This window comes from Arsukibacterium perlucidum DSM 18276 (genome assembly GCF_000382165.1).
Classification (GTDB): Bacteria; Pseudomonadota; Gammaproteobacteria; order Enterobacterales; family Alteromonadaceae; genus Alishewanella; species Alishewanella perlucidum.
This window is the reverse complement of sequence record NZ_KB907710.1, coordinates 103,479-126,005: the sequence shown is the minus strand read 5'-3', so window position 1 is coordinate 126,005 and position 22,527 is coordinate 103,479. Positions and strand designations below refer to the sequence as shown.

Here is a 22,527-nt window from a genome sequence, read left to right as displayed (position 1 = left end):
GCTCTCTTTTTTGATGTTAAGGCTTAATGATGAAACCGTTTTGCTTCTACTACGTCATCTATCTGGCTGACTTTACTTAATAACTTATTAAGAGAATCGAGGTTATACAACTCCAGGGTCATATTAATGACTGCGGTTTGTTCTTTAATATCAGAGCTGCTGCTCATTTTAGTGACGTTGGCTTTTTCATTAGCCAGAATACTGGTGATGTCGCGTAGTAAACCATTGCGATCGTGGGCCACGATCCGGATATCAACCTCATAGCCTGAGGCATATTTATCACCCCAGGTGGCATCGACCACCCGCTCCGGATGACTATCCTGCAAGGTTTTAAACTGGTCGCAGTCGTCGCGATGAATAGCAATGCCGCGGCCCTGGGTAATGTAACCAATAATGGCATCACCCGGTAGCGGCTGGCAGCAGCCTGCCATGTGGCTAAGCAAATTGCCGACTCCCTGCACCACCACATCGCTTTTGCTTTTGCTGCCGGGTAAGGGTTTGGTTTTCAGCCTGGGGTCTATTTCCGGCTGTTCCAGTTTACCGCTCTGGCTCTGAATAAAGTGCACTACCTGAGTAACTTTAATTTCGCCGCCACCAATTCCTACCAGCAACTCGTCCATTGAATTAACGTTAAAACGGCTGACCACTTTGGCCGGATATTCCATTACCAGATTTAAGCGGGTTAATTCGGTATCCAGCAACTCTTTGCCGGCGGCCAGGTTTTTATCCCGGTCTTGCAACCGGAACCAATACTGCACTTTCGAGCGGGCCCGGCTCGATTTTAAATAGCCCAGGTTCGGGTTAAGCCAGTCGCGGCTGGGGTTAGGTTCGCGCCCGGTTAAAATTTCTACCTGATCGCCGGTTTTCAGCTGATAGGTAAAAGGCACAATTCGGCCGGAAATTTTGGCGCCAATACAGCGATGGCCAACATTTGAGTGCACATAATAGGCAAAATCGAGCGGGGTGGAGCCGATTGGCATATCGACAATGTCACCTTTGGGGGTAAATACATACACCCGGTCTTCAATCACCTGAGTACGCAACTCTTCGGCCAAATCGGTGCCGGCTAAGTCGGCGCCATCTACTACATCTTCCTGCCACTGCAGTAACTTGCGCAGCCAGCCAATTTTCTCATCGTTGGCCACCACTTTAGTGCCGCCAACACCGCCTTCTTTGTAGCGCCAGTGTGCCGCAACTCCCAGCTCGGCATCTTCGTGCATTTGCCGGGTACGGATCTGAATCTCCACGGCGCGGCCCTGCGGCCCCAGCACCACCGTATGAATAGACTGATAGCCGTTTTGTTTTGGGGTGGCGATATAATCATCAAACTCTTTTGGTAAATGCCGCCAGCCAGTGTGCACTATACCCAGGGCACCGTAGCAATCCTGCACCCGGTCGGTAACAATGCGCACTGCGCGGATATCAAACAACTGATCAAAGCTCAGTTGTTTTTTCTGCATTTTTTTCCAGATGCTGAATATGTGTTTAGGCCGGCCATATACTTCAACGTCCAGTTTCGCGTCCTGCATTTTCTGACGCACGGCCGCGACAAAATCCTGCATATATTGTTCGCGATCCAGCCGTTTTTCTTCCAGTAAATTGGCAACCTGCTTATAAACCCCGGGGTGCAGATAGCGGAAGGCTAAGTCTTCCAGTTCCCATTTCAGCTGACCAATACCCAGCCGGTTGGCCAGCGGGGCGAAAATGGCATTGGTTTCTTTTGCTGCCAGTACCCGGGTTTCTTCGTCGGCGTCTTTTACCTGGCGCAGGTAACAAATTTGCGCCGCCAGTTTCAGCACCACCGCCCGCACATCTTCCACCATTGCCAGCAGCATTTTGCGCAAATTGTCGGCTTGTTGCGGGTTAACACTTTGGTTAGCGCCGGTAGGAATAGTGCGGATGGCATCCATTTGCTGCACCGAATGCAGCAAGCCAATAACCGTTGGCGTAAATTCCGCTGCCAGCTTTTCCTCGCTTAGCAGGTGGCCATCGAATGCCGGAAATAGCAAGGCGGCCAGCAGTGAGTCATGGTCCATTTTCAGATCAGCCAGAATTTCAACCATTTCCCAGCCAGTACGAACCTGGGCTACGTTGTCATCCAGCTCCTGCTGCTTCAGCCATAAGCCACAACTGAGCAAGGCATTGATTTTTTTTTCTGTCAATCCCAGCGAACACAGCCATTCCAGCGTATCGCCGCCATGATAGCCACTACTATGCGATTGACGAACCCTGACCATGAAAACTCCTTAATTTTTTGCTGGCATGCTAAACAGCGCCATCAGTTCCAGATGGCTGGTATGCGGAAACATATCCACACCAGCCAGTTTTTGTAACTGATACCCGTGGCCAAGCAATACTTTGGCATCGCGGGCAAAGGTGGCAGCATTGCACGACACGTACAATATTTGTGCCGCTTTAAGCGTTGCTACCTGCTCTATTGCGCCCTGAGCACCGGCACGGGCCGGGTCCAGTACCACTTTTGTGTAGCGCTGCTTAAGCCAGGGGGCAGCAGGCCAGGGTAAATGTAAGTCGGCCTGGGCAAAGCTGGCATTGCTAAGACCATTAAGTTCAGCATTGGTTGCCGCCTGCTGCACCATTTTGGCCACGCCCTCAATACCCTGCACTGTTTTGGCATATCTGGCCAGCGCCAGGCTGAAATTACCGATACCGGCGTATAAATCCAGCACGGTGTCGTCGGCATTAACATTGAGCCAGGCCAACGCCTGAGTCACCAGCTGCTGATTAATTTGCTCATTCACCTGAATAAAGTCACCGGGCTGAAACTGCAGCTGAATGTTTTGCTCTGCCAGGGTATACGCGGGCACAGGGGTGTCAGCCTGCCAGGGCTGCAACAGGTTATTGCCGGCATCGCCCAGAAAGTATGCCTGTGGCCAGCTTTGGCTAAACAACTGCTGCTGCGCCGCAGTTAAGGTTTTAACATGGCGCACCACCACATAGGGTCGCTCACCGGCGCTGAACAGTTCCAGATGGGTAATAACTGCAGGCTCGGGCAAGGCTTTAATCACCGGTGGCAATAGCGTCAGCGCGGGTGTCAGCAGCGGGCTTAGCATGCTGCATTCGGTGATGGCGCTAATAGTTTTACTACCTTCAGCACGAAAACCCACACTCAGCTGGCGGGTCTTTTTATCATACCAGACGCCCAGCCTGGCTTTGCGCCGGTAGTGCCGGTCCGGGCCGCTGATCATCGGCTGCCATGGCAGGCTAGCCAGGCCAGTCTGATGACGGATCAACTGATCTGTGCCCTGCTGCTTTAGCTGGCTTTGCTGGTTATTGCTCAGATATTGCAGCTGACAGCCACCACACTGACTAAAATGCGGGCAAAAAGGCTGCTGGCGCTCAGCTGCCGGCGCCAGTACTTTGATGGTCCGGGCTTTCAGAAAGCCGGGCTTATCTTCCAGCACCAGCGCCCGCACTTTTTCACCCTTCAGCGCCCCACTGACAAAGGCAATTTTTTGCTGGTAACGGCTAAGGCCATTTACTTCATAATCCGTGCTGTCGATATCCAGGGTAACAGTTGCCCCTGTCAGGCCGGCTTTAGCCTTTGCTTTATATAGTGTTACCATCTGTGCTCTGTATTGTAGGCAAGTAGAAATTGTTATGTCATTATGGGCGGGCCCGCAACTATTGTAACAAGCCCTGAGCCTAATGACGAAAATTGCTTTACGTTACTGGATACTACTTTGCGCTCTGCTACCAGCGGTGCTGGCCAGTGTCAGTCTGGGTAGCTACTTTGCTTATAGCAAGGCAGAAGAATTACACCGCAATCTGGCCGCGCAGGCCAAAAATATAGCAGTGCCGCTGGCAATTAGCAGCGAAAAATTCCTGGCTGCCAATAATATCGCTGCAATTGAAGACTTATTAAATACCAGCCATCGTCTTAATTCACCGGTGGTCAGTAATATACTGCTGTTTGATAAAAACGGCCAGATCCTCGCCAGCAGTAACCCGCAATATCAGGCAGCAGACTATCCCGGGTTTAATCCTGAGAATGGCAGTGTATCGGGCAACCTGGTTTCTTTTGAGCAAAGCCTGCTCACCTACCAGTCGTTGTTATTTAACAGCAATCAGCCGGCTGAGGCGCCCTATATTCTGTTGCATTTACAAAATGAGCAAATTTTGCTGCAACAGCAACGTTACAAGTTACATGTTTTGATGCTGGTGGCGGCGGTAATTATGTTATGTGTGATTTTAAGCCAGTTTGTCCGGCATAAAATCAAGCCGGTACTCAGCCGTTTACAGTTGCAACTGCAACAGCTGCAGCAGGGCAACTATCAGCAACAAAGCAATCTCTCTGGCATTAAAGAACTTGATCAAATCCAAACCAGCATTAACCAGTTAAGCCAGCAGCTGAGCTCGCTGGAGCAGGAAATGCAACACAATATTGAGCAGGTCACCAGTGATTTACAGCTTAGTATGGAACAATTAGAAGTACAGAATATTCAGCTGGATTTCTCCCGGCGTAAAGCGGTGGAAGAAAACCGGCAGAAATCAGAATTTCTGGCCAAAATGAGCCATGAACTGCGGACCCCGCTTAACGGGGTTATTGGCTTTACCCGTCAGTTACTGAAAACCCAGCTTAGCGCTAACCAGCACGATTACCTCAGTACTATTCAGAAATCGGCTAACAGTCTGCTGCATCTGGTTAATGATGTGCTGGATTTTTCCAAGTTAGAAGAAGGCCGGATGTCAATTAATCCCGAACCTTTTTCACTGCGTGACTTACTGAACGATGCCACTGAGTTACTGGCCGCTAACGCTTTTGACAAGCACCTTGAACTGGTAATAATGATTGATAATGGTTGCCCGGATGATTTGATAGCAGACCCGGGCCGGTTAACTCAGGTACTGATGAATATTGCCGGCAATGCGATTAAGTTCACCGAACATGGCAGTATCGTTATCCGGGTCAGCGCCACCTTGTTAAATGAAGACCAACTTATTCTGCACTGCTCAGTACAGGATACCGGCCGCGGTATCAGTGAGGATAAACAGAATCAGTTGTTTCAAGGCTTTACCAGTAGCCAGCCGGCTGATCAGCACAGCGGCTCGGGCTTAGGCCTGATGATTTCGCAGCGTTTAGTACAGGCAATGGGCGGTAATATTGGGTTTGAAAGTAAAGCCGCCGAAGGCTCGACTTTCTGGTTTACCATTAAATGCCAGCGCCACCATTTATCTGTGGCTGAAGCGCTGCCGATTGATGTGCTGGATGGTAAAACGCTGCTGTATTTTGAGCCACAACAATACTCGCGCCAAGCAACTCTCAGCCTGTTACACAGCTGGGGTTTACAGGTAACGGCTTGTGCCACCAAAGGCCAACTGCAACAAGCACTGAATCATGGCCAGCATTATGATATTGGCCTGATAGGCCGGGCGATTGCGATTAATCAGGTAAACCAGGTGATTAGTCTGGTGCAGCAAATTCAGCCCAGCTGTAACTACACCTATTTACTGGTTAATACCTTATCACCCAATTTACGCGAAGCCATGTTAGCCTCGGGTGCTAATGCCTGCCTGCCTAAACCCACTCATCAGCGTAAACTGGCGATTGCCCTAGCTAAACCCTATCTGGACCAGGCAAAGAATTTGCCACAGCCGGTCGCGCTCCCTAAAGCAGCATTAAAAGTACTGACGGTTGACGACAATGAAGCCAACCTGAAATTAATTAATACTTTACTGACCGAGCTGGTAGAACAACTGGAGTCAGCCACTAACGGTGCTGATGCCTGGCAAAAAGCCACCCAGCACGTGTATGACATCATTTTTATGGATATTAATATGCCGGTAATGGATGGAATCAGCGCCTGTCAGCGGATCCGGCAAAGTTCTTTAAATGAACATACGCCTATAGTTGCGGTTACTGCGCATGCAGTAGCAGGAGAGCGCGCCCGCCTGTTATCGCTTGGTTTTAACGAGTTTTTAAGTAAACCGCTGGATGATAAAATGCTGCATTACACTCTGCAGGAGTTCTGTCCACTGGGTGTCCAGGCCAACCCGCCCGCTGAAGCCGCGGGGGCTTTAGCAAGCCTGGCTAACGACAAAGATGGCTTGATAAACTGGCAAATAAGCTTACAGCGCGCCGGCGGCAAACCTGAGCTGGCTAAAGATATGCTAAAAATGTTGCTGAAAAGTCTGCCGGAAACCCAACAGTTACTAAACGAGGCAGTGCATGCCAACAACAGTGAGCAATTATTACAGCTGGTGCATAAACTGCACGGTGCCTGCTGTTACACCGGGGTCCCTGCATTAAAAAGTCTGGCAGAAACCCTGGAAACCCAACTGAAAATGGGTACTGCCCTGCAGCAGCTGGAACCCGAATTATTTGAACTGGATGATATTTTAAGCGCACTGGGCCAGTTGGATGACGCCTGGCTGGCTAAGGTTGAGCTTCCAGAATAACGGTTGCCATGGCATAGGCCTGCTCGTCACTTAACGACAGCCAGCAATGACTCACCCCTAAATTTGCAGCCAGCTCTGCAGCATAACCACTGAACTTAAGCTCTGGCCGGCCGTGTTGATCATTACTGATTTCAATATGCTGAAAAGATACCCCGCGGCCAATGCCGGTGCCCAGCGCTTTGGCGGCGGCCTCTTTGGCAGCAAAGCGTTTGGCAAAGTAGCGGCTGGCAAGGGTATGGCCGGCAAAATGCTGTTGCTCTGCCGGCGTAAGCACCCGCTTCACCAGACCCGGTGAACGCGCCAGACTTTGCTCGATCCGGCCTATCTCAACAATATCAGTGCCTAAACCGATAATGGCCATTAACGCCTGGCCTCCACCATCAGCCGCTTCATTTCTGATACTGCGCCTGCCAGACCACTGAAAATAGCCCGGGCAACAATGGCATGGCCAATATTAAGTTCGTACATCTGCGGAATAGCGGCTATTGGTTGCACGTTGTGATAATGCAAACCATGGCCGGCGTTGACCGTAATACCCAACGACGCCGCATAAGCTGCAGCCTCGGTTATTCTGGCTAGCTCTGCCTGTTGCACTTTGCTGTCAGTCGCTTCGGCATAGCGGCCGGTATGGATCTCAATAAAAGGCGCGCCAACGGCAGCGGCCGCGTCTATTTGCGCGTGATCAGCATCAATAAATAACGACACCAGAATATTGTCCGCGGCCAACGCGCTTACGGCGTCTGTCATCCGCGCGAGTTGCCCGGCCACATCCAGACCGCCCTCGGTGGTCAGCTCCTGGCGTTTTTCGGGTACCAGACAACAAAAATGTGGTTTTAGCTTGCCGGCAATAGCCAGCATTTCGTCGGTTACCGCCATCTCAAAATTAAGCCGGGTACTCAGGCTCTGGCGCAGCAAAAATACATCACGGTCAATAATATGGCGGCGGTCTTCACGCAAATGGACGGTAATACCATCGGCACCGGCCTGCTCTGCTACCAGAGCGGCGTGTATGGGCTCAGGGTAACTGGTACCGCGAGCCTGGCGCAGTGTGGCCACGTGATCAATGTTAACACCAAGATAAATAGGGCTCATAACGGCTCCGGTATTATTTATAAATTCAACTTACGAATTAAAATTGTTAATGCCAAAATTAAAAATAGAAATACAGGCTAAACAGCTACAGTAAACAGGGCACGGCTGTTCAGTGGTTTGTCGCCAAGTAACGGCTTTAACAACCGCCGGCTAAGTTGCTTGGCAACCTGCAGGCTGCCAGTTTGCTGCCAGTCTTGCCGGCCAATAGCCAGCAACACCGCACCCGGCCAACCAGCAGACACCATGACAAACCCTTGCTCTGGCTGCCACAAATACTGTAAGTCAGCATTAAGCGGTGTGCCACTGGCATCATGCTGCCAGTCTACCTGCAACCCCAGTTCACTGAGCAATGCAAATTCAAATTCACGCAGGCAAGGTTCCAGCTGACCGGGCGTATGCTGCGCCAGGTTTAAGGCAGCGAGACTTTGCTGGTAGTAGTTAAATAACTGCTCTGCCGCCATGTCGTCCGGCCACAGCCGGCAGATCAGTTCATTCAGATACAGCGCACTAAATAAAAACTTGCCATTAAAGCGGCTGGCCGGAGCAAGCTCATCCAGGGTGCTGATGGTTTTTAAACTGCTACGGCCGGTAAGTGCTACGGTAAACAGCTGAAACGGCTGTAAAGCAAAACGTTGTTTGCCCTGGCGCTTACGAATAACTGCTGACACCCGGCCCTGCTCTGGCATTAACAACTGCAGCAGCAGCTTTTCGTCCTGAAACGGCCGGCTATGCAAAATATAGGCTGGACATAGCGGCTGCATCTGGTTACACCTTAATATTTACGGTAGTTAATCTTCGCCATAGCCAAGACTGCGCAGCGCACGCTCATCGTCAGCCCAACCCGATTTCACTTTAACCCACACCTGCAGAAAAACCGGTTGCTCTAACATAGCTGCCATATCCAGCCGGGCTTCAGTGGCGATAGTTTTAATCCGCTCGCCTTTGTTGCCAATCACCATTCGCTTCTGACTTTCCCGCTCTACCAGCACTAAAGCGGCAATATGAAAATGTTTCTCTTCCCATTTAAAGCGTTCAATTTCGACGGTAACCGAATACGGTAATTCATCGCCGAGAAAACGCATTAGTTTTTCGCGGACAATTTCTGCCGCCATAAAACGCTGTGAGCGATCGGTAATATAATCTTCCGGAAAAAAGAACTCACACAATGGCAAGTTCTGTTGCACCACTTTACGTAGTGCCGCCACATTGTCGCCACTTTCAGCCGACAACGGCACCACATCAACAAAGTTCAGCTGGCTGCCCAGCCTCTGCAAATGCGGCAGCAGCTCTGATTTATCTTTGTATAAATCGACTTTATTCACCACCAGCACCACCGGCTTTTCTGAGGCAATCAGTTTATTTAATACCATCTGATCGTCATCATTCCAGCGGGTCCCTTCCACCACAAACAGCACCAGCTCAACGTCGGCTATTGAGCTGCTGGCGGCTTTGTTCATCAGTCGGTTAATCGCCCGCTTTTCTTCAATATGCAAACCCGGGGTATCGACATACACCGTTTGATAGTTATCAACTGTATCAATTCCGACAATCCGATGCCGGGTAGTTTGCGGTTTTTTTGAGGTAATACTGACTTTCTGGCCAACCAGTTTATTAAGTAAGGTAGATTTGCCGACATTGGGGCGGCCAACTATCGCCACTAAACCCGCATGGGTAGTTGGCGCGGCAGTTGGCGAAGGGTTATCGTTCATTTTTAATCTGTTCCAAAGCCGCATTGGCGGCGTCTTGTTCGGCTTTTCGCCGTGAACTGCCCGTCGCAGTAATAGGCTTAATACCCGGTACCGTGCAACGAACAGTGAAGGTTTGTTGGTGTGCTTCGCCTGCGGTGGCAATAACGTCATACACGGGCAACGCTAAACGCAAACCCTGTAAATATTCCTGCAACCGGGTTTTAGAGTCTTTTTGCTCACCCGGGGCAATCTGCTGCAGCCGCTCACCAAACCAGACCAGAATACGTTCGCGGCATGCTTCCATACCACTGTCTAAAAATATAGCACCCAAAATCGCTTCCAGCGCATCCGCCAGAATAGACTCGCGGCGGTGACCACCACTTTTCAGCTCACCCGGGCCCAACCGCAAATACTGAGCTATCGCCAGTTCCTGGGCTATTTCTGCCAGAGTAACGCCTTTTACCAGCGCCGAGCGCATCCGGGTTAAATCACCTTCGCGGGTTTGCGGAAACTGTTCAAACAGCGTTTGGGCAATGATCAAGCCTAAAACCGCATCCCCTAAAAACTCCAGCCGCTCATTATGCTTACCTTTGCAGCTGCGGTGGGTCAGGGCCTGTTCAAGCAATCCGGGCTCAGCAAACTGATAACCAAGCTTATTCATCAACGGTTTAACCGGCTGTAGCATCAGGCCACCTTACTCAATTTTACCCAGGCGCTCAAAACGCACGCCAACCGGCACCCAGCCTGGTAGCCAGCTGTTCGGGTCTTCACTGAATTCAAAGCTCATCCAGATAAATACCGCCTTGCCCACCAGGTTGTCGGCTGGTATAAAACCCCAGAACCGGCTGTCCCGGCTGTTATCCCGGTTGTCACCTATCGCGAAATAATGGCCTGCCGGCACCACAAATTCATCAATTGCTGTGCCGGGCTGCTGATGATACTGCCTTACCAGCTCGGGTGCTCCCGGAGTAATCAAAATATTGTGGCCATTCTCACCGAGTGCTTCATGAAAACGCCGCTGCTGGCGTTGGCCTTGAAAAAACTGGTTATCTGGCACATGGGTCAGAGTAATCCGCTCCAGGGTGCCGCAACCGGTGGTTTGGCCTGCTGCACAGGCTTTATCAATATACAGCTGCTTGTCCCGGTAAATAATCCGATCACCCGGCAAGCCGACAATTCGCTTAATAAAGTCGACTGTTGGCTGCTCAGGATACTTAAATACCGCCACATCACCATGTTGTGGCAGCTTGTTGTGATACAGGGTTTTACGCCATACCGGGTCTTTTACATCATATGAAAACTTTTCAACCAGAATAAAATCACCAACCAGTAAGGTTGGCATCATTGAACCAGAGGGAATTTGAAAAGGCTCATATAAAAACGAGCGGAATAGCGTAATAGCGGCAATCACCGGAAAAATTGATTTTGCCGTTTCCACCACCGCCGGTTCTTTCAGTAAGGTATCACTGGTTTCGGCGGTCAACTGACTGCCCGCACTACTTTGTGCTAACACCAGCCGCTCACGGCGTTTAGGTGCCAGCAGCAACGCATCCAGCAGCCAAATTAAGCCACTAGCCAATGTCAGTAGTACTAAGAATATTGCAAAATAACCGGCCATGCGTTTCCCTTTAACTTGCTACGTTTTACTTGCCAACTTTCAGAATAGCCAGGAAGGCCTCTTGCGGCACTTCAACATTACCGACCTGTTTCATCCGCTTTTTACCGTCTTTTTGCTTTTGCAGCAGCTTCTTCTTACGGCTGATGTCGCCACCATAACATTTCGCCAACACGTTTTTGCGCATTTGCTTAATGGTTGTGCGGGCGATAACGTGGTTACCAATTGCCGCCTGAATGGCAATATCAAACATTTGCCGCGGGATCAGCTCTTTCAGTTTTTCCGCCAGCTGCCGGCCCCGGCTCTGGGCAAAATCGATATGACTGATAATTGCCAGCGCATCAACCCGCTCGCCGTTGATCAGGATATCGACCCGCTGCATATTCGAGGTTTGAAACCGTTTAAAAGAATAATCCAGCGAAGCATAGCCCCGGCTGGTCGACTTTAACCGGTCGAAAAAGTCCATCACCACTTCGGCCATGGGTAACTCGTAAGTTACGGCCACCTGTCGACCGTGGTACAGCATATTGGTTTGGGTTCCACGCTTTTCGATACACAGAGTAATAACGTTACCCAGATATTCCTGGGGGACCAGGATATGAGCTTCTACAATAGGCTCACGGATTTCGTCAATATCATTGACCGCCGGCAAATCGCTGGGGTTATCAACCAGCACTTTTTCGCCATCTTTCTTAATTACCTCGTACACAACAGTGGGTGCGGTGGTGATAAGGTCTAAATCGTACTCACGCTCCAGCCGCTCCTGGATGATTTCCATATGCAGCATACCGAGGAAACCAATCCGGAAACCAAAACCCAAAGCACCGGAGTTTTCCGGCTCATAAAACAAGGAAGAATCGTTCAGGCTGAGCTTAGCCAGCGCATCACGAAAATCTTCATAGTCATCTGAGGATACCGGGAATACCCCGGCATAAACCTGCGGTTTGATCCGTTTAAAGCCTGGCAACGGCTTCTCAGCGCTGTTTTTTGCCAGGGTCAGGGTATCGCCCACCGGCGCGCCCTTAATTTCCTTGATACCCGCAATAACAAAACCGACTTCACCGGTGTTCAGCTCGCCGGTATTAGTGGCTTTCGGGCTAAAAATTCCTACTTTATCAACTTCATAAACCTGACCGGTAGACATGACTTTTATCTTGTCTTTGGTTTTAATGGAACCATGCTTAACCCGCACCAGTGATACCACGCCCTGATAAGCATCAAACCAGGAATCAATAATTAACGCCTGCGTGGGTAAGTCTCGCTCACCCTCCGGCGGCGGGATTTTCTTTACTATGGTTTCCAGCACATCTTTAATGCCAAAACCGGTTTTAGCTGAACATTGCACCGCCCCAAGTGCTTCGATGCCAATAATGTCTTCTATTTCTTCGGCCACCCGCTCTGGCTCAGCCTGCGGCAAATCAATTTTATTAAGTACCGGGATCACTTCCAGGTTCATATCAAGCGCGGTATAACAATTAGCAACGGTTTGTGCCTCAACCCCCTGCCCCGCATCAACTACCAGTAAGGCGCCTTCACAGGCGGCCAGTGAACGGCTGACTTCATACGTGAAGTCGACGTGCCCCGGGGTATCGATAAAGTTCAGCTGATAGGTATTGCCATCATCAGCGATATAATTCAGGGTGACACTTTGCGCTTTGATTGTGATACCACGTTCGCGCTCCAGATCCATTGAATCCAGCACCTGCTGCTGCATTTCCCGATCAGCCAGACCACCACAATACTGAATAAGCCTGTCTGACAGGGTTGATTTACCATGGTCAATATGGGCGATGACGGAGAAATTTCTGATGTTATTAAGTTTTGCCATGTTATCCGCAAATGTCCGAAATATACTGGGGGTACTGACAATAAGCTCAGACGCACCGGTTAATGGTACGGCTATTGTGAGACCGATGCTGTAAAAAAATTAGCGGGAATTGTACTCTATCCGCAGGCAGCTTGCTATGTGTTCTTCGATGCTGGCTTAGCAGAGGTACTGAACTTTTGTTGCACCGAGATATCCGGTAGCACTGCCAGAATGCTAAGTTGCTGCTGTGCAGCGATTTTAACACCATAGTAGCGGGCAACCAGCAAACCACAGCCTGCACCAGCTGCAGCAGCCAGCATAACCCAGCCTTCAGCGGCCTGCCAGCCAAGATGCACCAGCAGCGCGGCCATTATCATTAATAGCAGTGGCAGCAAATAAACCAGCAGCGCAGCAGTTACCAGCTGTTGGCCGGCGGTAGCGACCCTTACCTGTTCGCCAGGTAACAGTGGCAACTCAGTATTAATAAAGAAACGGTTCTGACGGGGGGTCATGGTTTTCGCGACGATGCCGGTACCGCAGTCAGCACTGGCATGACAGGAATTACAGGTCGTAACCGGAGTAGTGCCCAGCCACACGCCATCAGGTTCAACAGCAAGTACCGTGGCTATTTGCTCAATCATTTGCCTGAGATCCGTTAGTAGTAGTCATTCACTGATAATCTTCTTTTGCTAGCGCACAGCTGCAGCAAGGCGCTCGGCCACATTAATACTGACCGGGCCAATCACTGTTATATCATGCTGCGGCGCACTTAACATATAGATGGTTGTCGCGCCATCCCGGTAAGCCTGGGTCGGCATGCGCTGGGTAGGCTGCACAAAAACTGAAACCTGATGCAGGCCATCTGTCAGCAACCAGTAGCCCAACAGGCTTTGCTGTAGCTGAGGCACGATGTGAGGGTCGCTGACTAACTGATATCCATCAGGCAGCCAGGTTAGCTCCAGTTGGTTTACCGGCAATACGGCACCTGTCTGGCGGCTGGCCGGCTCAGGTAATTCGCTATCCAGCAGGCGCTGCAGATTGTCAGGCAGCTCCGGACTAATTTGCATGTGGGTTACCAGCCAGCGCTCCAGCGGTGCCTGTTGTTCTGACATCACATCAATCCGCAGCGGAAAGCCTGATTCTGCTTCAACCCATAACCAATAGCTGTGCCGGCTGGTATCATTAGCACTGAGTCTCAGCAGCTGGGCGGTGTGGCCTGACATGACTGAACTACTGCCTAGAACCGCAGTGTAAAGTTGCTTAATCTGCTGACTGTCCTGAAAAAGAATGGCGGGTAACTCTTTGATACTGTCACTGATGGTAACCAGGGCCGGCCGATCCGTTAAGAAGTAATAGACCACACCATCCCGTCGTAAGATATCAACGCCCTCGGCGTCGAGAGGGACAAGGTGTTCAATTTCCTTATCACCTTTGCGGCCATGTTGCCAGCGAAAGGTCTCTACCTGTCCACCTTTAAATACTACAAAAGAGCTATCAAAATTGTACTTTTTTACGCTTGACTGCACCCTATCAAACAGGGCCCAGCCAGCATCATCAGCCTGCAGCAAGTTGCTGCACAAAAACAACAGGGTGCAACACAGACTTACTACTTTGCTCATATTACTGCTCGTTTTTTTGCTCAGTTTTTGCCTGTTCCTGCTCCATTAGCCGAACCTGCTGCCGATGGGCCTGTAGTAAAGCTTGCAGCCTGCGTTGCTGCTCTTGCATCGCTTGCTGTTCCTGCTCGGCAAAGCGGGTATCAGCGGTAGTGGAACTCAGACTGACCGGAGTGGCAAAGCCGCCTATCGGGTTAGTTTGCAATACCGGACTTGGCAACATTAGTTCCTGCCCCGTTGGCTGTTGATACTGCTGCACGCCTAGTACCGCAAAAAGCGCTACCCCTGCAGCTACAGCACCCTGCGCCGCTGGCTTGAGCCAACTGCCATTCGCAGCATATCTGATACCGGCCCCTACTTTGTGCAGCAGATTACGGCTTTGACTTAGTTGATATGTCGGCTCATCCTGCAATAACGCGGCAATATCGGCGCTGAAATCTTTAGGTAACGGAACTGATTTTTCCTGACGAAATACAGCCGCAGCTAGTTGATAGCGTTCCAGCTTTTGCTGTAACTCAGGCTGCTGCAACAACAGGTCCAGTTCAGTTTTACTGATTTGTCTGTTATCACTGGCGGCTGAGAGCCAATCCTGCTTTTCTGACGACATAATTTTTCCTGTCTGCTTGCTGTTCATTATCCGATTTAGCCTATCAATGGTTTAAGCTGAATGTCTATCGCTTCACGCGCCCGGAAAATCCTGCTGCGTACTGTGCCGATAGGACACGCCATTACTTCTGCTATTTCTTCGTAACTTAACCCTTCAAGCTCTCTGAGTGTTATTGCGGTCCGAAGTTCATCTGGTAACTTATCTATGGTATTAAATACCACCGCCCGAATTTCGTCCGACAGCAATAACCGCTCTGGCGAGTCCTGCTCTTTTAACGCATCGCTACCTTCAAAATATTCGGCGTCTTCAGCGTCTACATCGGTGGCCGGCGGCTTGCGGCCATTGGCTACCAGATAATTTTTAGCACTGTTAACCGCAATCCGGTAAAGCCAGGTGTAAAAAGCACTTTCCCCCCTGAACCCCGGCATAGCACGATACGCTTTAATAAAAGCTTCCTGAGCAACGTCTGCCACATCTCCGTGATTAGAGACATAACGGGAGATTAAGTTCGCGATTCTATGCTGATATTTTTTCACCAACAAATTAAAAGCGGCTTTATCGCCTTGCTGGACCCGCTGGACAATTTGCCAATCTAATTCTTGCTCGCTCATTCTGTGAGCCTGTCCCCTGTAATACTTATTAGGTAGTCGATTTTAAATGGCCCTTGTCTGGCGTCGAAGCTCAGACCACGGCCACAATAAATAGTTCTGTTTATTATGACAAAACCGCTACAATAAGCTGATCCAACAGTCCTGCTGTCGGGTAATTGCAGCGGTAACCTCGAGGTTACCCTAACATTAAGGCTTAACTGGGATAAGTGTATCGCATGACACTACAACATGAATATCATTGTGACGTTTTAATTATTGGCAGCGGCGCTGCCGGTTTAACTTTGGCGTTACAATTAGCAGATCATGCGCAAGTGTTAGTGTTAAGTAAAGGGCCGCTGCGCGAAGGTTCTACCCTCTATGCCCAGGGTGGCATAGCTGCGGTATTTGACGAAAATGATAGTATTGCCTCCCACGTTAGCGATACCTTAATTTCTGGTGCCGGTTTATGTGACGAGGCCGCGGTGCAATACACAGCCGAACATGCCAAAGAAGCGATGCAGTGGCTTATCAGGCAGGGCGTACCCTTTGATCAGTATCATGACAGCGATGGTAGTCTGAAGTACCACCTGACCCGGGAAGGCGGTCATAGCCATCGTCGTATTTTGCATGCTGCCGATGCCACCGGCCAGGCGGTGCAGATAACCCTGGTGGACCAGGTAAAACAGCACCCTAATATCCAGCTACTGGAAAACTATAACGCGATCGATTTAATCAACGGCAGCAAATTGGGCTTAGATGCCAGACGCTGCTATGGTGCTTATGTCTGGAACAAAACCCGCGCCAAAGTTGAAACGATTAAAGCGCATTTTGTCGCACTTGCTACCGGCGGCGCCAGTAAAGTCTATCTGTATACCAGTAACCCGGATGTTGCCAGTGGTGATGGCATTGCCATGGCCTGGCGTGCCGGTTGCCGGGTCGCCAATATGGAGTTTAATCAATTTCACCCAACCAGTTTGTATCACCCGGACGCGCCAAATTTTCTAATTTCAGAAGCAATGCGCGGTGAAGGTGCCTATTTGTGCCGGCCGGATGGCAGCCGCTTTATGCCTGAATTTGATGAACGCGCTGAATTGGCCCCCCGGGATATTGTGGCGCGGGCAATCGATTATGAAATGAAACGCCTTGGCGCCAATTGTCTGTACCTTGATATCAGCCATCAGCCGAAAGATTTTATTATTGAGCACTTTCCCACTATTTACGCCAAGTGTTTAAGTGTCGGTATTGATATCAGCCGCCAGCCTATCCCGGTGGTCCCGGCAGCACATTATACCTGTGGTGGGGTGCTGACTAACCTTAATGGCCAGACCGATTTGCATAATCTTTATGCCATTGGCGAGGTAGCCTACACTGGCTTGCACGGTGCCAACCGGATGGCCAGCAATTCTTTATTAGAATGTGTGGTGTTTGCTCAGGCCGCTGCCAAACATATAATAAGCCAGTTATCAGCCGACGCCAGCTATGCTGAGATAGCGCCATGGGATGAGAGCAGGGTTAGTGATTCCGATGAGGAAATTGTCATTACCCACAACTGGCATGAACTGCGGCTATTTATGTGGGACTATGTTGGGATTGTCCGCACTAACAAACGGCTGGAGCGTGCGCTGCATCGGGTAGAGCTGTTGCAATCAGAAATTCATGACTACTACAGCCATTTCCGGCTAAGCCACAATTTACTAGAGCTGCGCAATCTGGCACAGGTTGCTGAACTGATTATTCGTTGTGCTATGGCCAGAAAAGAAAGCCGTGGTTTACACTATAATCTCGACTACCCAGAGTTGCTAAGCAACAGTAAACCTACGGTGCTGGCACCAAAGCCTTAGCCCCTGCGCAGCGTTATTGCCCTAATTAGCCGGGTATTTACCGGCGCTGGCTTGCCAGTTCACCTGATTAAGCTGCCGGGCCAATGCCCGGTAGTGGGCGACCGACAGCTGGTCAGCAAGCAACCATTGTCCATACTGTTGGTTATTGTCATTTTGCCAGCGAACCAGCAGCCCGAACTCACTGACCAGACAACCCGCAACAAGTTGCCCGCCGGGTTGTTCACTTTGCAACCAGCGCAACTGGCCATTGGCCTGCACACTCAAACCTTTGGCTACTGCTTTTTGCTGATACAAAATTATTCCGTACCAATACAGTCCCCAAAGAAACGGGGCAATCAGCCAGAGGGTAAGCAGTGACAGAGGCTGGATAGCAAATATCAGAAAAACCACTATCGCCAGCACCAGCAGGCCGTATTGGCGCCAGCGCGAGCGGCAGATAGCAACATTACACCCGGACACGGTCAAGAATTAACTTAATCAGGGCCTGCAGCGCAGGATCGGTTGTTTTGGCGTGACCCATAAACCAGGCAAATAAATCCGGGTCGTCACATGCCAGCAATCGCTCAAAATCATGTTTTTGCTGCAGTGACAACGCGTCATAGCCTTCCTCAACAAAAGGCGCCAACAACACATCCAACTCTAGCATGCCACGGCGGCAAGCCCAGCGCAGACGGGGTTTAATCATTAACTCGGTCATTCAAATTCCTTTCTGGCAACTACACTATAAGGATAATGGCAATTCAACAAATCTGCCGCTATGGGGTTGAGCTTTTCACTGCAGCCCCAATGTTACAACTATCTTAGCTTTGGTGATACTTCTGGTGATATAAACAATGCATACATCCTGGTTAACTGCAAAGAGTTACGGCCAATTATCCAATCAGGTTCAGGGCGCTTTTATTGCCCCCCTGCCCGCGTTCGAGATTGTCAGTGTTAGCGGCGCTGATAACCGCAAGTATTTACAAAGCCAGACCACCTGTGACATCGACCAGCTTGGCGACGATACATTTTTACGGGGCGCCCACTGTGATGCCAAGGGTAAAACCTGGTCTGTGTTCCATTTACTGCAACACAACGATGAACTGCTGGTTGTCGCCTTTCGGGATGAACTAAGTGCTTCGGTTGCCCAGTGGCGCAAATTCGGTGTGTTCTCTAAAGTGAGCTTTGCCGCAGCGCAAGACAGTTTTGCGACACTCGGCATCGGCGGTGCAGGTGCTGAAAAGCTGATCGACCAACTTGGCTTTAAATTGCCAGACGGCAATGGTAGGCTAAGCCGCCACAACGGCGGAGTAGTATTACAGCTGGCTGCTGAGCATTTTATGCTGATTCTGCCCAAAGCTGATGCGATAGCCCTGCTGGATAGCGACTACCCGCTGGCTGCGCCTACCCTGTGGTTAAAGCAGCATATTCTGCACGGTCTGTGTTATCTGGAACAACCACTGATTGGCGAATTTGTGCCGCAAATGCTTAACTTACAGGCGGTGGATGCCATTAGCTTCACTAAGGGCTGTTATCTTGGCCAGGAAACAGTGGCGCGGATGAAATACCTGGGCCGCAATAAGCGCGCTGCCTGGATCCTGCAAGCAGAAACGGACGAAGCGCCAGCTGCAGGCTGTGATATCGAACAACAGTTTAACGACAACTGGCGCCGGGTCGGCCAGGTTATTAACGCAGTAAATATCAATAACCAGCTTTGGTTAATTGCGGTGCTGCCTAATGATATAACACCGGCAGACACGTTACGGTTAAAGTCAGACAGTGCACCGGCACTGCAGTTACTGCCGTTACCTTATCCTTTAAGTTAAAGAGGTTTTCATGACCATTTCACAAGACAAAGTCGTCGCCATGCACTATACAGTTACCGATCCGGCAGGTAATAAACTGGATTCATCTGTTGATGGCGAGCCTTTGGTATTTTTGTTTGGCCATGGCGCATTAATTCCCGGCCTGGAACAAGCGTTAGCCGGCAAAACGGTTGGTGACAGCTTTTCCACCACTATTGCGCCAGCAGATGCCTATGGCGAGCGCCATGATCAGCTGGTGCAATCCGTACCTAAAAACATGTTTGAGGGCATGGATGTGGCGCCAGGAATGCGTTTTCGGGCCGCAGGCCCGGATGGTCGTGAGCAGTCAGTTATTATTCTGGATGTTACAGAAGAAGAAGTAGTCGTGGATGGCAACCATCCGCTGTCAGGTATTGAACTTAGTTTCGAAGTGGAAGTACTGAAAGTACGTGATGCCACCGCAGAAGAATTAGCCCATGGCCACGTGCATGGCATTGAGGGTGACGAAAGCCATTAATGCATTGACATTAATGTAATTAGTGCCAGAACCGCGGCTATTTGCTGCGGTTTTGTCATTTAACAAAGCGACGAAAACCTTGACAGCAGCGACAAAGCGCCCTATTTTGACCTCTTGTCTTGTTTTTAACCATTGTAAAAGCTGTTATATCAGATGAAAGATAGAATTATTATCTCGGTATCGAGCATCAATGGTACCCGCCACTTTAGTGTCAGCAAACTGTTTAAACGCAATGCAGTAATTAGCTTATGGCTCATTCTGTTTACTGTTATTATTACCGCGGCTGTAATCGATTATTTGCTGAAAACAGTCGACCATACTAAAAATCAACAACAAGTACTGGCAGCACAAGCTAAACAACTCGCTACAGAAATCACTGAGCTTAGCCAGACCCGGGAGCAATTACAGCAGGAACTGGCGATTAAGCAGGATGAAATGCTGCAGGTCAGCAACCGGCTGGGCGAAATTGAATTAACGCTCGGCCTGGAACAACAATTCCCGCAGGATTTAGAAGCCAGGCTGGATACCGCGACGGTAAACTCCAGTGCTAAAATGGCAATGTTGCAGCTGGTTCCTAATGGCTCACCACTGGAGTTCCGCCGTCGCTCATCCCGTTTTGGTGTCCGCACTCATCCAATTATGGGCAAACAACAACATCATAACGGTATAGATTTATCTGCCAATCGCGGTACGCCAATTTACGCCCCGGCAGATGGCGTGGTTGAAGTAGTCCGCCCCAGCAAGAATGGCTATGGCAATTTGCTGAAAATTCGCCATGCTTTTGGTTTCTCGACGCTCTATGCCCATTTAGACGAGTTTAAAGTTGCCAATGGCCTGTTCGTCCACAAAGGTCAGTTAATCGCTACATCAGGCAATACCGGTAACTCAACGGCACCACATTTGCATTATGAAATACACTTTTTAGACCGGTCGCTCAATCCGCAAAACTTTATGGATTGGGATGCAAACAATTTTGACCTGGTTTTCGAAAAAGAACGGAGCATTAAATGGGATTCTTTAGTAACGATGCTGCAAACCAAAGCAAGCACACAACTACAACTGTCATCGCTGCGGGATGCTCAATTATCGGAAGCCTCCGACTAAGCTGCGATATGCAGGTAGATGGCTATGTCGAAGGGGTTATCACCAGTGAGAAAACGCTGATTATCAGCGCTGAAGGCCGGGTTAAAGCTCAGGTTACCGCAGATAAAGTTATTATTAACGGCCTGTTCGATGGCGAGCTGTTTGCTAACACCGTTGAAATATTACCTCAGGGTAAAGCACATGGCGTTATTCATACTGATGATTTATGTATTGAACGCGGCGGTAGCTTTATCGGCGAAACTCAGGCCACTGCTCAGGATCAGGTATTAAGTCTGGCTAAAAAAGAGCCGCAGAACGAAACAGCAGCTGATAACAGAATAGAAAGTAAAGCCTGACTGCAAAACGTCAACATGCCCCGCTAACATCTGCTATAATGCCGCCCCCTTGCAGGCGGCGTCCTGTTATTTATTGCAGGATATTTTCATGTCTGAACATTGTTTTAGCCAACTGGCACTGCCAGCGCCCTTGCTGGAATGCTTAACCAGCCTCGAATACCACCAGATGACACCGGTCCAGGCACAAAGCCTGCCCGCTATTTTAGACGGCAAGGATGTTATCGCGCAGGCTAAAACCGGTTCCGGAAAAACAGCAGCCTTCGCTTTGGGATTACTGGCAAAGCTGGATGTTAAGCGCTACCGGATCCAAAGTCTGGTACTGTGCCCTACCCGTGAGCTGGCAGAACAAGTGGCCGCTGAAATTCGTAAACTGGCCCGCAATATTCATAACATTAAAGTACTGACCCTGTGCGGCGGTGTGCCGACCCGTGGCCAGATTGTTTCGCTGGAACATGGGGCCCATATTATTGTTGGCACCCCTGGCAGGATCCTCGACCACTTGCAGCAGCAACGGCTGGATCTGACTAATTTAACCACCCTGGTATTGGATGAAGCAGACCGGATGCTGGAAATGGGCTTTGCTGATGCGCTGAATGCCATCCTGGCTGATGTACCAGCAGTACGGCAAACCCTGCTTTTCAGTGCCACTTTTGACAACGCTGTCCGCCAGATCGCCGACAGCATTATGCAGTCCCCTGTTACTGTAACAGTGGCAAGCCCTCATACCCAAAGCAGCATCGAGCAGCAATTCTATCAGCTGGATGGCGTAAAACGTGCCGACGCCGTTAAGTTGCTGTTACACCGGTTTCAACCAGCCAGCACCGTGGTATTTTGCAATACCAAACGGGAAACCCAGGAGCTGGCAGACACCTTACAGCAGGCCGGTGTCAGTGTTATCGCCCTGCATGGTGATTTAGAGCAGCGTGACCGTGAACATGCGTTACTTAAATTCAGTAACAACAGTGTGAGTGTATTGGTAGCAACCGACGTTGCGGCCAGGGGCCTTGATATCGACAAGCTGGATTTAGTTATTAACTATCAGCTGGCCCATGATGTGGCTACCCATACCCACCGGATTGGCCGCACGGGTCGCGCCGGTAACAGCGGGCTGGCCTGTTCCCTGCTAAGTCCGGATGATGGCCAGAAGCTGGCAGCACTGGCTGAACAACTAAGCCTTGAGATCACAGCCCGGTCACTACCTGATAATTCGGTGCTGCAACAACCTTTGCCTGAACCTGCGATGCAAACTCTGCAAATTGATGGCGGAAAAAAACATAAATTACGGCCGGGTGATATCGTTGGTGCCCTGACCAGCGCCGGCCAGATTGTGTTTGCCGATATCGGCAAAATTCAGTTACTGGATACGGTAGCTTTTGTTGCCGTTAACCGCAAAGTGGCAAAACAGGCGTTAGCACTTTTAAACGACGGCAAAATGAAGGGCAAGAAATACCGGGTCTGGCGACTGTAGCAGCAAACCCGGTTTGCTATGTACTTCGCCAGCGTTACTACGCTGG

At 50.1% G+C, this 22,527-nt stretch carries 22 protein-coding genes; 7 read left to right on the top strand and 15 right to left on the bottom strand.

Annotation, left to right across the window (positions count from 1 at the left end; genetic code table 11):
• Positions 1-23 precede the first annotated feature (23 nt).
• Both relA and rlmD read right to left on the bottom strand, forming a co-directional pair.
• On the bottom strand, positions 24-2,237 hold the full coding sequence (gene relA / locus H141_RS0109520; RefSeq protein ID WP_019676032.1) for a GTP diphosphokinase: 2,214 nt from the start codon (positions 2,235-2,237) through the stop codon (positions 24-26).
• A gap of 9 nt (positions 2,238-2,246) precedes the next feature.
• Positions 2,247-3,584 carry a 23S rRNA (uracil(1939)-C(5))-methyltransferase RlmD gene (rlmD, locus tag H141_RS0109515; protein WP_019676031.1) on the bottom strand — a complete coding sequence of 446 codons (1,338 nt, stop codon included), beginning with the start codon at positions 3,582-3,584 and terminating at the stop codon, positions 2,247-2,249.
• A gap of 82 nt (positions 3,585-3,666) precedes the next feature.
• Between rlmD and barA the strand changes: the two genes are divergently transcribed.
• The gene (gene barA / locus H141_RS0109510) at positions 3,667-6,417 is read left to right on the top strand and encodes a two-component sensor histidine kinase BarA (protein ID WP_019676030.1); all 2,751 of its coding nucleotides are present in this window, start codon (positions 3,667-3,669) and stop codon (positions 6,415-6,417) included.
• Here the strand turns inward: barA and acpS are convergent.
• The 11 genes from acpS to rpoE form a co-directional block, all read right to left on the bottom strand.
• Complete coding sequence (gene acpS / locus H141_RS0109505; RefSeq protein ID WP_019676029.1) at positions 6,395-6,778, bottom strand: holo-ACP synthase; 384 nt, start codon at positions 6,776-6,778, stop codon at positions 6,395-6,397. The two genes, barA and acpS, sit on opposite strands and share 23 nt — an antisense overlap.
• Entirely contained in the window at positions 6,778-7,509 is a 732-nt protein-coding gene (pdxJ, locus tag H141_RS0109500; protein ID WP_019676028.1) for a pyridoxine 5'-phosphate synthase, read from the bottom strand. Before pdxJ ends, acpS begins: the two co-directional genes overlap by 1 nt.
• Positions 7,510-7,586: 77 nt before the next feature.
• Positions 7,587-8,270 (bottom strand): DNA repair protein RecO, encoded by a 684-nt coding sequence (recO, locus tag H141_RS0109495; RefSeq protein WP_019676027.1) that lies wholly within the window; start codon positions 8,268-8,270, stop codon positions 7,587-7,589.
• A gap of 27 nt (positions 8,271-8,297) precedes the next feature.
• Positions 8,298-9,218, bottom strand: a complete 921-nt coding sequence (era, locus tag H141_RS0109490; protein WP_019676026.1) for a GTPase Era — start codon at positions 9,216-9,218, stop codon at positions 8,298-8,300.
• Positions 9,208-9,882, bottom strand: a complete 675-nt coding sequence (rnc, locus tag H141_RS0109485) for a ribonuclease III (RefSeq protein WP_019676025.1) — start codon at positions 9,880-9,882, stop codon at positions 9,208-9,210. Before rnc ends, era begins: the two co-directional genes overlap by 11 nt.
• A 9-nt stretch (positions 9,883-9,891) precedes the next feature.
• On the bottom strand, positions 9,892-10,815 hold the full coding sequence (gene lepB, locus H141_RS0109480; RefSeq protein ID WP_019676024.1) for a signal peptidase I: 924 nt from the start codon (positions 10,813-10,815) through the stop codon (positions 9,892-9,894).
• Between the two features lie 25 nt (positions 10,816-10,840).
• Positions 10,841-12,640, bottom strand: a complete 1,800-nt coding sequence (gene lepA, locus H141_RS0109475; protein WP_019676023.1) for a translation elongation factor 4 — start codon at positions 12,638-12,640, stop codon at positions 10,841-10,843.
• A gap of 134 nt (positions 12,641-12,774) precedes the next feature.
• Positions 12,775-13,260 carry a SoxR reducing system RseC family protein gene (locus tag H141_RS0109470; protein WP_019676022.1) on the bottom strand — a complete coding sequence of 162 codons (486 nt, stop codon included), beginning with the start codon at positions 13,258-13,260 and terminating at the stop codon, positions 12,775-12,777.
• Positions 13,261-13,308: 48 nt separating this feature from the next.
• A complete protein-coding gene (locus H141_RS0109465) occupies positions 13,309-14,238 on the bottom strand; it encodes a MucB/RseB C-terminal domain-containing protein (protein WP_019676021.1) in 930 nt (309 codons plus the stop codon).
• A 1-nt stretch (position 14,239) separates the two neighbouring features.
• Positions 14,240-14,842: a sigma-E factor negative regulatory protein gene (locus H141_RS0109460; protein WP_019676020.1), complete on the bottom strand. Its 603-nt coding sequence runs from the start codon at positions 14,840-14,842 to the stop codon at positions 14,240-14,242.
• 35 nt (positions 14,843-14,877) lie between these two features.
• Positions 14,878-15,453, bottom strand: coding sequence for an RNA polymerase sigma factor RpoE (gene rpoE, locus H141_RS0109455; protein ID WP_019676019.1), 576 nt, complete (start codon positions 15,451-15,453; stop codon positions 14,878-14,880).
• A gap of 215 nt (positions 15,454-15,668) precedes the next feature.
• Between rpoE and nadB the strand changes: the two genes are divergently transcribed.
• Complete coding sequence (nadB, locus tag H141_RS0109450; protein WP_019676018.1) at positions 15,669-17,273, top strand: L-aspartate oxidase; 1,605 nt, start codon at positions 15,669-15,671, stop codon at positions 17,271-17,273.
• Positions 17,274-17,294: 21 nt separating this feature from the next.
• On the opposite strand, the gene H141_RS0109445 is transcribed toward nadB, so the two are convergent.
• Together H141_RS0109445 and H141_RS0109440 are read right to left on the bottom strand one after the other, a co-directional pair.
• On the bottom strand, positions 17,295-17,732 hold the full coding sequence (locus tag H141_RS0109445; RefSeq protein ID WP_019676017.1) for a protein YgfX: 438 nt from the start codon (positions 17,730-17,732) through the stop codon (positions 17,295-17,297).
• The gene (locus tag H141_RS0109440) at positions 17,719-17,970 is read right to left on the bottom strand and encodes an FAD assembly factor SdhE (RefSeq protein ID WP_019676016.1); all 252 of its coding nucleotides are present in this window, start codon (positions 17,968-17,970) and stop codon (positions 17,719-17,721) included. The genes H141_RS0109445 and H141_RS0109440 overlap by 14 nt, the downstream gene beginning before the upstream one ends.
• A gap of 136 nt (positions 17,971-18,106) precedes the next feature.
• On the opposite strand from H141_RS0109440, the gene ygfZ reads away from it, so the two are divergent.
• From ygfZ to dbpA, 5 genes are all read left to right on the top strand, one after another.
• Complete coding sequence (gene ygfZ / locus H141_RS0109435; protein WP_019676015.1) at positions 18,107-19,078, top strand: tRNA-modifying protein YgfZ; 972 nt, start codon at positions 18,107-18,109, stop codon at positions 19,076-19,078.
• 10 nt (positions 19,079-19,088) lie between these two features.
• Entirely contained in the window at positions 19,089-19,574 is a 486-nt protein-coding gene (locus H141_RS0109430; RefSeq protein ID WP_019676014.1) for an FKBP-type peptidyl-prolyl cis-trans isomerase, read from the top strand.
• Between the two features lie 153 nt (positions 19,575-19,727).
• Complete coding sequence (locus tag H141_RS0109425) at positions 19,728-20,678, top strand: M23 family metallopeptidase (protein WP_019676013.1); 951 nt, start codon at positions 19,728-19,730, stop codon at positions 20,676-20,678.
• A gap of 8 nt (positions 20,679-20,686) precedes the next feature.
• Positions 20,687-21,013 (top strand): bactofilin family protein, encoded by a 327-nt coding sequence (locus H141_RS0109420; protein WP_019676012.1) that lies wholly within the window; start codon positions 20,687-20,689, stop codon positions 21,011-21,013.
• 88 nt (positions 21,014-21,101) lie between these two features.
• Positions 21,102-22,481 (top strand): ATP-dependent RNA helicase DbpA, encoded by a 1,380-nt coding sequence (dbpA, locus tag H141_RS0109415; RefSeq protein WP_019676011.1) that lies wholly within the window; start codon positions 21,102-21,104, stop codon positions 22,479-22,481.
• Positions 22,482-22,527 lie beyond the last annotated feature (46 nt).

Excerpts from the sequence above, each read along its gene's own strand:
- relA (WP_019676032.1), bottom strand. The coding sequence starts at position 2,237 with ATGGTCAGGGTTCGTCAATCGCATAGTAGTGGCTATCATGGCGGCGAT.
- rlmD (WP_019676031.1), bottom strand. The coding sequence starts at position 3,584 with ATGGTAACACTATATAAAGCAAAGGCTAAAGCCGGCCTGACAGGGGCA.
- barA (WP_019676030.1), top strand. The coding sequence starts at position 3,667 with ATGACGAAAATTGCTTTACGTTACTGGATACTACTTTGCGCTCTGCTA.
- acpS (WP_019676029.1), bottom strand. The coding sequence starts at position 6,778 with ATGGCCATTATCGGTTTAGGCACTGATATTGTTGAGATAGGCCGGATC.
- pdxJ (WP_019676028.1), bottom strand. The coding sequence starts at position 7,509 with ATGAGCCCTATTTATCTTGGTGTTAACATTGATCACGTGGCCACACTG.
- recO (WP_019676027.1), bottom strand. The coding sequence starts at position 8,270 with ATGCAGCCGCTATGTCCAGCCTATATTTTGCATAGCCGGCCGTTTCAG.
- era (WP_019676026.1), bottom strand. The coding sequence starts at position 9,218 with ATGAACGATAACCCTTCGCCAACTGCCGCGCCAACTACCCATGCGGGT.
- rnc (WP_019676025.1), bottom strand. The coding sequence starts at position 9,882 with ATGCTACAGCCGGTTAAACCGTTGATGAATAAGCTTGGTTATCAGTTT.
- lepB (WP_019676024.1), bottom strand. The coding sequence starts at position 10,815 with ATGGCCGGTTATTTTGCAATATTCTTAGTACTACTGACATTGGCTAGT.
- lepA (WP_019676023.1), bottom strand. The coding sequence starts at position 12,640 with ATGGCAAAACTTAATAACATCAGAAATTTCTCCGTCATCGCCCATATT.
- H141_RS0109470 (WP_019676022.1), bottom strand. The coding sequence starts at position 13,260 with ATGATTGAGCAAATAGCCACGGTACTTGCTGTTGAACCTGATGGCGTG.
- H141_RS0109465 (WP_019676021.1), bottom strand. The coding sequence starts at position 14,238 with ATGAGCAAAGTAGTAAGTCTGTGTTGCACCCTGTTGTTTTTGTGCAGC.
- H141_RS0109460 (WP_019676020.1), bottom strand. The coding sequence starts at position 14,842 with ATGTCGTCAGAAAAGCAGGATTGGCTCTCAGCCGCCAGTGATAACAGA.
- rpoE (WP_019676019.1), bottom strand. The coding sequence starts at position 15,453 with ATGAGCGAGCAAGAATTAGATTGGCAAATTGTCCAGCGGGTCCAGCAA.
- nadB (WP_019676018.1), top strand. The coding sequence starts at position 15,669 with ATGACACTACAACATGAATATCATTGTGACGTTTTAATTATTGGCAGC.
- H141_RS0109440 (WP_019676016.1), bottom strand. The coding sequence starts at position 17,970 with ATGACCGAGTTAATGATTAAACCCCGTCTGCGCTGGGCTTGCCGCCGT.
- ygfZ (WP_019676015.1), top strand. The coding sequence starts at position 18,107 with ATGCATACATCCTGGTTAACTGCAAAGAGTTACGGCCAATTATCCAAT.
- H141_RS0109430 (WP_019676014.1), top strand. The coding sequence starts at position 19,089 with ATGACCATTTCACAAGACAAAGTCGTCGCCATGCACTATACAGTTACC.
- H141_RS0109425 (WP_019676013.1), top strand. The coding sequence starts at position 19,728 with ATGAAAGATAGAATTATTATCTCGGTATCGAGCATCAATGGTACCCGC.
- H141_RS0109420 (WP_019676012.1), top strand. The coding sequence starts at position 20,687 with ATGCAGGTAGATGGCTATGTCGAAGGGGTTATCACCAGTGAGAAAACG.
- dbpA (WP_019676011.1), top strand. The coding sequence starts at position 21,102 with ATGTCTGAACATTGTTTTAGCCAACTGGCACTGCCAGCGCCCTTGCTG.